The organism is Actinoallomurus iriomotensis, assembly GCF_030269445.1.
GTDB lineage: Bacteria > Actinomycetota > Actinomycetes > Streptosporangiales > Streptosporangiaceae > Actinoallomurus > Actinoallomurus iriomotensis.
Window position 1 is genome coordinate 533,895 of sequence record NZ_BSTJ01000005.1, and the last position, 13,366, is coordinate 547,260.

At 72.9% G+C, this 13,366-nt stretch carries 10 protein-coding genes; 6 read left to right on the forward strand and 4 right to left on the reverse strand.

Going from position 1 to position 13,366, the window contains the following annotated elements:
* Nucleotides 1-6: 6 nt before the first annotated feature.
* Both QSK37_RS23365 and QSK37_RS23370 read left to right on the forward strand, forming a co-directional pair.
* Nucleotides 7-957, forward strand: coding sequence for a hypothetical protein (locus tag QSK37_RS23365; RefSeq protein ID WP_285624801.1), 951 nt, complete (start codon nt 7-9; stop codon nt 955-957).
* A gap of 219 nt (nt 958-1,176) precedes the next feature.
* Nucleotides 1,177-2,121 (forward strand): GNAT family N-acetyltransferase, encoded by a 945-nt coding sequence (locus QSK37_RS23370; RefSeq protein ID WP_285624803.1) that lies wholly within the window; start codon nt 1,177-1,179, stop codon nt 2,119-2,121.
* Nucleotides 2,122-2,184: 63 nt separating this feature from the next.
* Here the strand turns inward: QSK37_RS23370 and QSK37_RS23375 are convergent, their stop codons facing one another.
* Nucleotides 2,185-3,279, reverse strand: coding sequence for a Vgb family protein (locus QSK37_RS23375; RefSeq protein WP_285624806.1), 1,095 nt, complete (start codon nt 3,277-3,279; stop codon nt 2,185-2,187).
* 230 nt (nt 3,280-3,509) lie between these two features.
* Nucleotides 3,510-3,953: a hypothetical protein gene (locus tag QSK37_RS23380; protein ID WP_285624809.1), complete on the reverse strand. Its 444-nt coding sequence runs from the start codon at nt 3,951-3,953 to the stop codon at nt 3,510-3,512.
* A 1,041-nt stretch (nt 3,954-4,994) separates the two neighbouring features.
* Between QSK37_RS23380 and QSK37_RS23385 the strand changes: the two genes are divergently transcribed.
* From QSK37_RS23385 to QSK37_RS23400, 4 genes are read left to right on the forward strand one after another with little or no spacing between them, the layout of a single operon-like run.
* Nucleotides 4,995-5,519, forward strand: a complete 525-nt coding sequence (locus QSK37_RS23385; RefSeq protein WP_285624811.1) for a hypothetical protein — start codon at nt 4,995-4,997, stop codon at nt 5,517-5,519.
* Between the two features lie 37 nt (nt 5,520-5,556).
* On the forward strand, nt 5,557-6,543 hold the full coding sequence (locus QSK37_RS23390) for a COG1361 family protein (protein ID WP_285624813.1): 987 nt from the start codon (nt 5,557-5,559) through the stop codon (nt 6,541-6,543).
* Between the two features lie 57 nt (nt 6,544-6,600).
* Nucleotides 6,601-7,200, forward strand: a complete 600-nt coding sequence (locus tag QSK37_RS23395; RefSeq protein WP_285624815.1) for a hypothetical protein — start codon at nt 6,601-6,603, stop codon at nt 7,198-7,200.
* Between the two features lie 52 nt (nt 7,201-7,252).
* A complete protein-coding gene (locus QSK37_RS23400) occupies nt 7,253-10,783 on the forward strand; it encodes a protein kinase domain-containing protein (protein ID WP_285624819.1) in 3,531 nt (1,176 codons plus the stop codon).
* Nucleotides 10,784-10,789: 6 nt separating this feature from the next.
* Here QSK37_RS23400 and QSK37_RS23405 read toward each other — a convergent pair whose 3' ends face one another.
* Together QSK37_RS23405 and QSK37_RS23410 are read right to left on the reverse strand one after the other, a co-directional pair.
* The gene (locus QSK37_RS23405; protein WP_285583365.1) at nt 10,790-11,356 is read right to left on the reverse strand and encodes a hypothetical protein; all 567 of its coding nucleotides are present in this window, start codon (nt 11,354-11,356) and stop codon (nt 10,790-10,792) included.
* A 464-nt stretch (nt 11,357-11,820) separates the two neighbouring features.
* Entirely contained in the window at nt 11,821-13,239 is a 1,419-nt protein-coding gene (locus QSK37_RS23410; RefSeq protein WP_285624822.1) for an FG-GAP-like repeat-containing protein, read from the reverse strand.
* Between the last annotated feature and the right edge of the window lie 127 nt (nt 13,240-13,366).

Genomic DNA, 13,366 nt, shown 5'->3' on the forward strand with positions numbered 1-13,366 from the left:
CTCGCGGTGACCGCCACGGCGGTGTGCCTCTGGGCGGCGTTCCTCGCCTACTCCCCCGCGATGGTGATGGCGGTCACGACGGGCGCCGCGCTGGCCGTCTACCCGGCCGTCCTGGCGCGCAGCCGGTTGTCCCTCACCGCCGCGGACCTGCAGGCGCGCTGGCCGCACAGCACGGCCGGCCCGCCGATCCCGTGGGCGGAGATGACCGGCGTCGAGCTCCGCCGGGGGCTCCTGCTGGAGAAGGTGCAGGTCATCACCGACCGGCCACGGGTGTTGTTCGCGCCCGCGCGGTTCCGGTACCGCGCCGATCCGGTCTTCGACGCGGCCGTGGCCGAGCTGTCCCGGCGCAGCGGCCGACCCGTGGGCGCCGCGCGTCCGCGGCTGGGCGCCGTCGCCGCCGGCGGTGCCGTGTGGGTCGCGTGCCTCGTGCTGCTGACCGCGATGGAGGCGCCTTGGAACGATCCGTCGTGGCCGTGGCGTCACGAGGCGGGGCGGCTGCCCGGCCTCTGCTCCATGTTCGCCTCGACCGCCCGGGTGCTGCTGCCGCCCGGCGACCGTACGCCCGACGCCGACCTGCTCCTGCTCGGCTCCGTCGCCCGGCAGGAGGGCTGCACCTGGAGAAGCGGCGTGGTCGGGACCTTCTCGGTCGGCCTGGGGCTGACCCACAAGGGCCCGTTCAGGAGCGCCGGCGCGACGGCGCATGACGGCTTCCGCCGTACGGTGGCCGGGGCCCGTCGCCCGGACCGGCACGCCACGCCGGTGAGCGGTCTCGCCGACGAGGCACGGGAGATCATCGACGGCACCGGCGGGATCGGCCTGACCACGGTCGACCTGATCGCCCGCCGGGCCAACGTGATCGTCACCGTCCGCCTCATCTCCACCGCCCCCGCGCCGGACGCCGCGCGTGCGGTCGAACGCGCCGCCCGCACCGCTCTGGCGAATGTCAGGTTCGGCTGACCCCGGCGGCGGCCACCGGAGTCCGTCTTCCGGAGAAAAGGGTTTGCCGGCAGGCTCCGGACGACTGTAGGACTGGCGTCCCGGCCTCACGCGAGGCCTGTGACGTACGAGAGGAGGGCAGGCCGATGCATCCCATGATCACCGCGCTCCGCCCCTCCCGGGACGTGGACCACCACTGATCCCGGCACGGACGGGCGCACGCCTCCACCGGAGAGTGCCTTGACCGTAGAACGGAACGACCTGACCCTCCGCCCGCTCAGCGGGCCCGACGAACTCCCGCTCTTCACCCGGCTCCCGTACCAGACGAACGACAAGCTCGCGGCCGACCTCGCCGAGGGGCGACGCCGCCCCTCGTGGATGTGGATGGCCCTGCGCGGCGACCGTCTCATCGCGCGGGCCGCCTGGTGGAGCCGGCCGCACCAGGACACGCCGCTCCTCCTCGACGTCTTCGACCTCGATGACGACGCGCCGGACCGGCTCGACGCCGGCGCCCGTCTGCTGAGGACGGCGATGGCCGAGGTCGTCCCGCCGGGCGCCCCGATCCCGGAGTACATCCGCTTCGTCCCGCCGGACTGGCGCGAGTCGCCCGGTCCGCGCCGGGCCGCCGAAGAACGCAGGTCCGTCGCCGAGGGCCTGGGCGCCCGGCCGCTCGTCGAACGCCTGCGGATGGAATGGCGACGCGGTGGCCCCGTCCCCGAGCCGGGCGGGCGGCTCGCCTTCCGCCCCGTCGGCGACACCGAGGAGCTCATCGGCCTGATGACCGAGGTGCTGGACGGCACGCTCGACGCCCACGGCCGAGCCGACCTGACCCGCATGCCGGCCCGCGCGGCGGCCGAGGCGCACTACGAGGACGAACTGGCCCGCTATCGGAGCCCGCGGGAGTGGTGGCGGATCGCGACGCTGCCGGACGGCGATCCGGTGGGGTTCGTCGTCCCCGCGCACAACGGATACAACCCGGTCATCGCTTACATCGGTGTACGCCCCGCGCATCGCGGTCGAGGGTACGTCGACGAGATCCTCGGGGAGGGCACCCGGGTCCTGGCCGCGCAGGGCGTGGACCGGATCCGGGCGTCGACGGATGTGGGGAACACACCCATGGCGAAGGCGTTCGCTCGCGCCGGCTACCCCGCGTTCGAGCACCAGCTCGACATGACGTGGAGTTAGCGCCCATCGTGCCTGCCGCGGATGCGCGGTCCGCGCATCCGCGGCAGGGCGCCGGGGCCCGGGTCAGAGGGCGGCCTTGGCGATCTTGTCGACGTAGTCCTCCGTGAACCAGAGGTTGTCGTCCTGGGCGACGGTGATGTCGAACGGCCCGGCCAGCGTGTTGGGCAGGGCGTACTCGTTGACGGTGCCGGATGTGGTGCTGCTCGCGAGATTGCCGGCGACCTGTTCGACGAACCAGAGGTTGTCGTCCGGGCCGGTGGTGATGCCCCAGGGGAAACTGTTGGGGTCCGACAGCGGGTATTCGGTGAAGGTTCCGCTGGTGGTGACGGACCCGATCTTTCCGGCTCCGTCGGTGTACCAGAGCTTGCCGTCGGGGCCGGCCGTGATCCCGATGGGCATGGCTCCGCTGCTGGGCACGGTGTATTCGGTCACGGACCCCGACGTCGTGACCTTGGCGACGCCGCCGGTGAGCGCCTCGGTGAACCAGAGGTCGCCGTCCGGGCCGGTGGTGATGCGCATGGGGTAGGCGCCCGACGACGGCACGGTGTACTCGGTGATCGTCCCGGAGGTCGTGATCTTGCCGACGTCGTTGCCGGTGAGGTCGGTGAACCACAGGTTGCCGTCGGGGCCGGCGGTGATGTCCCAGGGATAGGCGCCCGCGCCCGGGAGGGCGTACTCGGTGAAGGCGCCGGTGCCGGTGATCCGGCCGATCTTGCCCGCGTTGGCCTCGGTGAACCACACGGCGCCGTCGGGTCCGGTGGTCAGGTGGGCGGGCTGGGAGTCGGCGGTGGGTACGGAGTACTCGGTGAACACTCCGGCCAGGGTGACACGCCCGATCTTGTTGGCGTAGTTCTCGGCGAACCACAGGTCGCCTTCGGGGCCGAGCGTGATGCCGACGGGTGACGACGGGCTGGTGGGGATGGACAGCTCGCTGATCGTCGGGGTTCGCCTCATCCGGGCCGCCGGTGCGGCGGACGGGAAGTGGCAGCGGATGGCGCGGTGACGCGGCGTCCGTTTGAGGCTGAGGCACAGCTTCACCCACGGACGCGTCCGGTCGGGATGCGGTTCGGTGGACGCCGCGCACACGGACGCGTTCACCGCGAGGACGAGCGCGGTGAACGCGCATAGGAATCGAAATGACGTGAATCTGTGACGCATGACGTCCCTTCCACCGAAGAATGAAGTGAGCAGACGGGCGGCCAGGCGACATTTCGGGGCTTGAAGGTCGAGATCGCCGGATTTCCCTGTTGGTCCCGGCGTGACGCTTGGCGGCCGTTCCCGGACACCATCGCGAGTACGCTTCAGGGCCGGCGGTCCAGACATCTCCAACAGCGCGGGAAGATATGCTCGCGGCCGGTTATCGGTCCGTCAATTATCACGACTCATTTTCAGGCGACGGCGTGGGTGATGGTGCCGGTGTAGGTGCCGGCGACGGCCGAGCCCGGGACCGTGACGACCAGCGTCGGGGCCCAACTGGTGGAGGTGACCCCCGCCGCCTTCCCGGCGGTGAAGGCGGTCACCGTTCCCGACAGGGAGACGCGCTGGGCCGCGGTGGGCTCGCCGGCGGTGCGGGTGCCGGCGCCGGAGAAGGCGGTGACCGGGCCGGACCAGTAGGCCACGGCGCTCTTGGCGATCGTCTCGGCGGAGGTGCCCCTGCCGGTGGTGAAGTTGGTGGCCGAGACCGTCGCCGTCCAGCCGGCGACGCCGGGGCGGCCGTCGCTCACGGTCACCGTGCCCATCGACGCGCTGATCGTGCCGCCCAGGGGGCCGCTGCCCAGATTGGCGGTGTCGGGCACGGTGATCGTCAGCACGGACGCCCGTGCCGCGGTCATCGGCCGGCGAGACGCCCGGGCGTCGCCGGCCGCACACGATGAGCGGACCGTCCGCGACCCGCGTCGCTCACCGCGTGGGACGGCGACGAACGCGGCAGGCCGGACGCGGTCCCCGGGATCGACCGGCGACCCGCGACGGGCGCGTCGTGGCCGCCCGCTCAAGATCGCGCGCCCGTTCCGGCCCGCTGAGGCGGCAGGGGTGACTCCCCTGTCGCGCGTGGCGTCTTCCGAAGGGGACGGGTCCGGCCGCTTCCGCGTGGTGGGCTCATCCGCCGGATCCGGCGATGGGGAAGCGAGCAGCGAGGGCACCGGGAGACCGGGCGAAGCCGGGGCCGTCGCCCGGCCCGGTCTCATCGGACCGGCGGACGCGGCGTGCCGCGGTGCGTCCGGCGGGCACGAGACGCTCACCGGGGACATTCGCCATGGTGCGTGGCCGCCGGGTGTGGCCCGAGCCGCCGGAGTGCCCGACGTGACGGCAAGAGCGACCACCGCCAGCACCAGGCCGGCCCGGTCGCACTGGCTCATCAGCTTCACCGATCCGTCTCCTGACCGTCGCGTCGGCCGTCTCACAGGCCGGTACAGCGTAGATCTCCGGATCGGGCCATGCCAGCCGGCCACACCTCCCGGCGGTAAATCGCGAACAAAGACATCATCGGGCACGGAACCCGCATCATTCACGGCGGGCTCCCGAGCCGGTTCGGACGGCATTCCGGATTGGTCCGGTGCTGAATTATCCGGAAATCAATCCTGTTCCATCAACTGGGCAACCCCGCCATTCCGGCGGGACACATCATCATTCGCATCCGCCGCCGATCGGCGCACTTCGGTATTCCTCACCGACCAAGCAGTGATCAAGCAGCGGGCAAAACTGACCGGCCGGTGTCACGGACGGTTTCGGCGCGATGATCGCTGAGCAAGATCTGATCGCCTGCATCAGCCCGACGTCATGGGGCGGGGCGTGCATCGAAGGGAATGGCCACGTTGTCCGGAACACGCCGTCTCGGCACCGCCCTAGCGGGCGTTGCCGCCATCACCTCCGCCGTGCTGGTAGCACCGGCCTCACACGCGCGGGCCGGTACCTGCCCCGCCTCGACCACCTGCCCGACCACGGTGACGTTCGCGGTGACGGCACCGGACTCGTTGACGATCACCGTGCCCGATGGGCCGGTCAACCTCGGCGGTAACACGCCCGGTAACCAGATCACCGGGCAGCTCGGCCTGGTCACGGTCTCCGACCAGCGTGCCTCGCTGACGGCCACCTGGACCTCCACGGTGTCGGCGAGCAACTTCACCACCGGCGGCGGTACCGGCGCCGAGACCATCCCCAGCAGCAGCGTGCAGTACTGGTCCGGCCCGGCCACCGCCACCACCGGCACCGGCACGTTCGTTCCCGGACAGGCCAACGCCGCGGCGGCCGTCACGCTGGATCAGCCCCGGACCGCGTTCAGCAAGACCACCGGGTCCGGCGACAACTCCGCCACCTGGAACCCCACGCTGATCGTCAACGTTCCCACGCAGGCGGTGGCCGGCACCTACACCGGCACGGTCAGCCACCAAGTTGCCTGATACGCCCGCACCGTGGCGCGCTCGCGCGGTCGCCGCCATGCTGACCGCGTACGCCTGGACCGGGCCGGCTCCGGTCCAGGCGCGAGCCGACGCCGCGCCGCCCCCGGACGTCCCGAACTCCATCGCGATCGGTCTGACGGGGATCCCGGCCAGCCGGCTGGACGACCCGCGCGCACGACTGTTCATCGATGACCATGTCAACCCCGGAACCACCTTCACCCGGAGCCTGCGCGTCTACAACACCTCGGACAGGCCCCAGCGCCTTCGGCTGTACGCCGGCGCCGCCACGATCAGGAAGCACCGGTTCGGCTTCCCCCCGCCCGCCGCCCCCGGCAACGAGCTGACCTCCTGGATCCACCTCGACCACACCGCCCTCACCGTCCCGGCGCACGCCGGCGCGCCGCTGGCGGCCAGGTTCACCGTGCCGGCCTGGGCGCAGCCCGGCGAACGGTACGCCGTCATCTGGGCGCAGGTGTCCTCCGAGAAGGCCGGGCCCCACGGCAACGTCACCCTGGTCAACCAGGTCGGCACCCGCGTGTACCTGCACGTGGGGCCGGGCGCCGAACCACCCTCGGACTTCCAAGTCGGCCCGCTGCGGGCCCAGACCACTCCCGACGGTCACCGCACGCTGACCGCCACCGTCGCCAACACCGGCCAGCGCGCCATCGACCTGGAGGGCCGGCTGTGGCTGACCGGTCCCAGCAACCTCAGCGCCGGTCCCTTCACCATCACCCGTGGCACGACCCTGGCCCCCGGCGACCGCGGGCCCGTCACCGTTCCGCTGGGGCCCGACGTGCCGGACGGGCGCTGGAACTACCGCCTCACCCTCCGCAGCGGCCGCGTCACCCGCACCACGACCGGCACTCTTCTCCTCGCGGAGAGGCCGGGTGCCTCCGGGCGGCTCGCCTCGCTCACCCGCCTGTCCACGATGCCGCTCACTCTCGTCCTCGCCGGCATCGTCTCGGCCGCGCTGCTGGTGCTCATGCTCGCCGTCCGCCGACGCCGGGCCCGACGGAGCCCGTGAGGCCGAAGCCGCGAGGACGAGGCCGCGGAGGACACGGCCACGACGGATAATCCGGGTGTGGACGTTCCTGAGCTTCTCGCTCGCGCGTGCGAAGTCGTCCCAGGCGACGTGCGGAGCGACGCCGGGTTCTCCCCCGACGACGTTCGCGCGTGCCTGCACCGCGCCGAGTGGGACTCCGCTCTCGAGCTCCTCGTGGACCTCCCGGACTCTCCGTGGCAGACCGTCGCGTTCTGGCACCTGCTCGAACGGGCCGCCGAACTCCTGTGGATGCACCGGGACGCGGCCTGGTGCCGGTGGCGCGGCCGGGAGGTCCGCCACGGCGTCATCCGCGCCGAGCTGCGGCTCGTCCCGCCCGAGGCCGCCGGTGGCCGTCGCCTGCCGATCCCCGGTGCGGGACAGCTGCGTCCGATGTGGGCCGTCGGCGCTCCCGACACCGGACTGCGCATCGCGCGGGTCTGGGTCGAGCGCGCACCGGAGATCCCACCGGGCGGGCGCGGCGTGATCCGGCTCGCACCTCTCAGCCCGGCCGCCTGGAGCCACCTCGAACGAGGTGCGCTGATCACCATGCACGAGGGAAGGCCGGTGGCCGGCACCGCGACGATCGTTCAGGTCACGCCCCCGCGGGAGCCACACGTCGAAGGGCCCGAATCACCGTGAACCACCAACTCGGCGGCCGTTTGGTGCATCTTTTCCTGTGAGGGGAGGCACGATGCCGATGAGCCGACGCCGCCGGGACGCCGACGAGCGCACGGTCGCGGGCCGCTATCGCCTGGAGGCCAAGCTCGGCGCGGGCGGCATGGGCGAGGTGTGGCGGGCGCGCGACGAACGCCTGGGCCGTACGGTCGCGCTGAAGCTGATCAAGGGCGGGGACGGACCGGACTCACCGGCCGGCCTCGCACGGTTCGAGCGCGAGGCCAAGGTGACGGCGATGCTGTCCGGCCATCCGCACATCGTGACCCTGTACGACTTCGGCCGAGACCCGATCTTCGTGGTCATGGAGATGCTGACGGGCCGTACCCTCGCCGACGTCCTGCGGGAGGGACGGCCGGAGATCGGCCGGGTGCTCCGATGGTGCCGGCAGGTCAGCGAGGCACTGGCCGCGGCGCATTCGGCCGGCATCGTGCACCGGGACATCAAGCCGGCCAACCTGCACGCCGGGCCGGACGACACGGTCAAGGTGCTCGACTTCGGCATCGCCGCCCTGACCGCGGACGCCGGCGACCACACCCGGATGACCACGACCGGCGTCGTCATCGGCAGCTGCCCGTACATGGCGCCGGAGCAGATCCGGGCCGAGCCCGTGGACGGGCGCACCGACCTGTACGCCCTCGGCTGCGTGCTGTACGAGCTGGTCGTCGGCGAACCCCCCTTCGGCACCGGTCCGATCTATTCCGTGCTGGAGGGCCACGTCAACGGCGAGGCGATCGCCCCGCGCCTGCGCCGCCCGGACGTCCCCGTCGGCCTCGACCGGCTCATCCTCGCCCTCCTCGCCAAGCGGCCCGCCGACCGCCCGGCCGACGCCGCGACCGTACGGGACTTGCTGGACGACCTCATCGCCGGTAAGCGAGGCGGGCCCGCCGCGGCGTCCCGGCTCGCGTCCCTGGACGACGTCCTCACCGAGCTGGCCCGCGCGGACGGCCGGGACGACCCGGCGGCGGCCGTGGCCGCGTACGCCGACGCCGTGCCCGATCTGGAACGAATGCTCGGCGAGGATCATCCGCAGGCGCTGGACGCCCGGCGCCGGCAGGCGGGATGGACCGCGGCCGCCGGCGACCCGGAGCGGGCTCGTGACCTGTACGCCCGGCTCGTCCCGGACATCGAGGCCGTCGTGGGGCCGGACGACAGGGGCGCACTGATCGCACGCCGCGACCTGGCCGAGCAGACCGGGCAGGCGGGCGACGCGCGAACCGCGGCGCGGCTGTACGAGGAGCTTCTCCCGGCGCTGGAACGCGTGCTCGGCGCCGACGATCCGGTGACGCTCAACGGCCGGGCGCGGCGGGCGGACTGGGTCGGCCACGCCGGCGACCCGGTCGCGGCGATCCGGCTGTTCGACGAGGTCATCCCGCAGATGCGCCGGGTCCTCGGCACCGATCACGTCGAGGTACGGAAGGCGTTCGACGCGAAAGAGGTGTGGCGGCCGGCGGGCCAGGCCGCCGACGACCGGCGGCTCGAGCGGCTCGAACACCGCCTCGGCGACGCCGGGCTCGTCCAGAGATCCGGGGAGCGCGAACGCGCCGCGGAGCTGTTCCGCGCGCTGATCTCCGACCTGCTCGACGAGGTCGGCCCCGACCACGCGCTGACCGCGCACGCGCGGCTCGGGCTCGCCGACTGCCTGCGCGAGCTGGACGACTGGCCGGGCGCCGTACGGCTCGCGGGCGAGCAGGCGGAGTCGTACGCGCGGTTCCTGGGGCCCGACGACCCCAGGACGCTGGACATGCGGCTGATGCACGCCGGCTGGACCGACCGCATGGGCGACCCGGTCGCCGCCGCCGAGCTCTACCGCCCGCTCGTGGCCGATCTGGAGCGGGCGCTCGGCCCCGGCGACCGGCGTACGCTCATCGCCCGCCGGGATCTGGCCGACTGCGTCGGCAAGGCGGGGGACGCGGCGGAGGCCGTCGAACTGCTCGGCGACGTGGTCGCCGACCTGAACGGCGCACTCGGCCCCGGCGACGGCGTCACCGTACGCGCGCGTGAGCGGCTCGCGTGGTTCACGGCCGACACCGGAGAGAAGGCCCGGCTGTATGAGGACCTCCTGCCCGCCCTGCGGCGGGTGGTCGGCGAGGACGACGAGGTGACCCTGCGGGCGCGTCAGGCACTGGCGGGCTGCCGGGAACGGCCGGCGGAGAAGGCGGAGGCGCTCCGGCCGGTGGTCGCCGACATGCGCCGGGCGCTGGGCGCGCGGCACGGCACCACTCTCAACGCCCGCGCGGCACTGGCCTTCGCGACCGGCCAGGACGACCCGGCGGAGGGCGCCCGGCTGTACCGCGAGCTCATCCCCGACCTCGCCGAGGCCGACGCGCGGGCGACGCACGGCGGCATGGACGTGCTGCTGGCGTCGATCAACCTGTCGAGCACCACCGCCCGGGCCGGCGACGCCGCGGAGGCCGTCCAGATCCTGGGCCAGATCATGCCCAACGTGGAGGAGGCCTTCGGCGCCGACCACTTCCTCACCGTGAACGCTCGCCGCAGCCTCGCCGAGCTGCGGCACCGGCTGGCCGACCCGGCTCCGACCTCGGCCCTGAACGACCGGTTCCGCGCGATCCTCGCCGACGACGCCGACCCGGCCCGTACCGCCGCGGCACTGGCCGAGCTCGTCGCGGACTTCGAGGCCGCGGTCGGGAGGGACCATCCCGACACGCTCCGCTGCCGCGAGCGGCTGGCCGCCATGACCGCGCGGGCCGGCGACCCGGCCGCGGGCGCGGAGATGTACCTGGCCCTGCTCCCCCGGTTCGAACGCTGCCTCGGCGCCGAGCACGCCGAGGCGGTGGCCGCCCGGACCAACGGCGCCCACGTGATGGACGACGCGGGCCGGTACGCCGAGGCCCTGGAGACGTTCCGCCGCACGGTGCCCGACCTGGAACGGATCTTCGGCGTGGACGACCGGCGCGTGCTCGACGCCCGGTGGGCGGTCGCCTGCCTGCTCGTCCGTACCGGCGACCAGGACGGAGCCGATCGCGAGCTCGCCCAGGCGCTCCCGGTCATCGAGCGGGTGTTCGGGCCGGACGCCCCGGAGACGCGCCGGGCACGCGAGTTGCGGGCACGCTCCGCCGCTCCCCGGGAAGAGGTACGTTCGACGGCCGCCGGCGACACGAAGTTCCGGTTCACCGACGCGGCCCGGCGGGCGCTGGAGGGCGCCGTCCGGCACGCCACCGCCGAGGGCCATCCGGAGGTCACCGCGGTCCACCTGCTGCTCGAACTTCTGGGGGACCCCGCGATCGGCACGGACCTGGTCACCGTCGGCGCGGATCCGGACGCCATCCGCGCCGACGCGATGGCGGCGATCGCCCGGCTGCCGCGCGCCACCGGCTCCTCGGTAGGCCGGCCGGCGGCCGACCGTGCGCTGGTCCGGGCGGCACGTGAGGCCGGGGAACACGCTCGGCAGCGCGGCCAGGAGTTCACGTGGGCCATCGACCTGCTGACCGCGCTGTCGGCGGGCTCCGGCGACGCCGCCGCGGCGCTGGTGAAATGGGGCGCGTCGAGCGGGACGCTGCGTTCGGTGGCACGCCGACACGGCATGTGAGGGCGGTCAGCGGCCGGTGCGGTGAGTCCAGTCCACGCGTTCCGACGACGTTCGCTCCCGGCCGTACTCGGCCATCTCGCGGAGGGCACGAGCCACCGCGCCGCCGACGCGCGACGCGTCCAGCGCCGCCGCGAGCAGCCTGAGGTCCTGAGCGCCCAGCGGCCGCCCGCGCCGGTCCCTTAGGACCAAACGGACCGCCGGCCCGCGCGCCTCGTTCCGGGCGACGAGCACCCGGAACGACCGGTCCCCCCGGAGACCCGCCGTGTGCGTCAGGTCGACCTCACGCGCCGCGGCGAGGTCACACCGTCGGACGCCTCCTGAATCCTGGACGACCAGGACGGTGCCCTCCATCCAGGCCACCTGCGCACGCCGGTCCCGCTCCCGCCGCAGCGCGAGGGCCACGACCCCGGCGGCCGCCGGCCACGCCACCAGCGCCGTCCACCGTAGGGAGACCGTCGCCCCGACCGCGGCGACGGGCAGCACCACCACGAACACGGCCAGCGCGACGTCGTTGAACCCTCGGGTTCCAGCGTCCTCTCCCGCGGCGACCCCCAGCTCCTCGCGTGCCACCACGGTGCCCATTGTGGGACCCGCCGGGCGGAGAGTACAGGTGGGCCGCGGCCATGGCGAGGCTCTGACGACGGCTTCGACGGCGGTCGCTTTCGCGGCCCGCTCGAGACGATGCCCACGACAGGGTCGGCCACGGCGGCTCCCCCATGGCGATATCAACGGCGGCCAGACGATCGATGCCTCCGGACGCGGGAGCGATCGCCGTTCTCGTCAACGAGGGTCTGGTGCGCGTCGAGCACGTCCACGGCGCCTTCGTGCAGGAGGTCCCCACGGCGAAGCGCGTGCGACGCATCGACCGCGACTACCGCAGTGGAACCTCCCCCTACCGTGACTTTCCGTTCCGGCCGCTACATCAAGCCCGCTACCGCCAGAATCCGTTCCGCTCCAGTCTCGCGGGCCGTACGCCACGGCCAACCGGCTCTCGCCGGCTGCCGGGCTCCCCTCGGGGAAGCCCGGCAGTGGCTCGCCTACGGTGTGATCGCCCAGCCGTAGCGCGCGTCCGTCGGGTTCTGGCCGAACGCCGCCGGGCCGAACGTCATGGCGTTCTTCGTCGTGGTCCCGGAGTTCGACCCGCGCAGCGTGGTGACGACGCCGGCACCGTACGGCGCGCCGTCCCAGGACTTGTTCTCGCCGACCGCCGAGGCCGTCAGATCCGCCCGGCCGTCCGCGTTGTGGTCGATCAGGGAGACCAGCCAGCCGAACTCGTCCCCTTGCTCCGCGGTGTCCGGGACGCCAGAGCTGTCCTGGGTGAACGCCTTGGCTTTCGCGGTGGTCAGGCCGCTCCCGCCACCGCGCAGGACGACGACCTCGCCGGCGGCTGTCGCGCCATGAACGGCCTTGCCCTGCGCCCCGACGGCGACGTCGGGGTAGCCGTCGCCATCGACGTCACCGACCGCCACGGCCGAGCCGAACTGGTCCCCGTACACGCTGGTCCCCGGCACGCCGGAGGTGTTCTGGTCGATCGTCTGGACGCGGCCGCCGGTGAAGCCGTTCGCGGTGCCGTACTCCACCTCGATCTGTCCACCGGTGTAGCCCGCGGGCTGGCCGGCGACCAGGTCGGCGTGGCCATCCTTGTCGATGTCGCCGACGGCGATGCTGACGCCGCCGTCCACCAGGACCCGGGCGTCACCCTGAATCCCGTTCGCCGAGCCGGGAAGGTAATAGACCTCCGGCGTGCCGCCGACCGCGGTCCAGGCGGCCAGCACGTCGGTGTAGCCGTCCCCGTTGACGTCGCCGGTGATGATTCCGTCCTCGCCGCCCCAGCCGTCTTCACCGCCGAGGGAAATCGCGGGATTGTCGTAGCCGCCGTGCGGGAAGCTGTAAGTGTCGACCGTCCCGGTGACGTAGACCGAGCGGGAGCCGACCAGCAGGTCGACCTGACCGTCGCCGTTGACGTCCCCCGCCCCGACGGCGCTTCCGATCGCCCTGTCGCCGGGCACGAGGTACCCGTTGCCGAGGCCGTCCGCGCTGCCGAACAGCACCGTCACCGAGCCGCTGGTGGTGTTGCCGTCGATGCTCTCCCCGAGTGAGCCGACGGCGAGGTCGGCGAAGCCGTCCCCGTTGAAGTCGCCGGCCGCGAGGGAGGATCCAAAGGCGTCGCCTTCCTCCGGATCGTCCGGCACTCCGGCGCTCGCCTGGCTGATCGTCACGCCGTTCGCCGGGTCGAGCCCGTTCTTCGAGCCGTAGACGATGGTGACGTATCCGGCGCCCCCGAGGCCGTCGACCGTGCCGCCTGGCCCGCCGATCGCGATGTCCTGGTAGCCGTCCCCATTGAAGTCATGCCCCGGTTGTGCCGACGTCGCCGAGTGGGCCGGCCCGGCGATCACCATGAGCGCGGCGGTCGTCGCAAGCGCGGCAGCCCCCCGTGTGAACAGACGTCTTCTCATTCCCCGTACTCCTTCCAACGTCTGCACGGAAGACGCTCACGCCGAAACGGCGGACCACAGAAACCAAACAAATGGCGCATTACGGCCACCCGGTGCACCGAACACCTGATCAGCCCGTCGGGTCCAG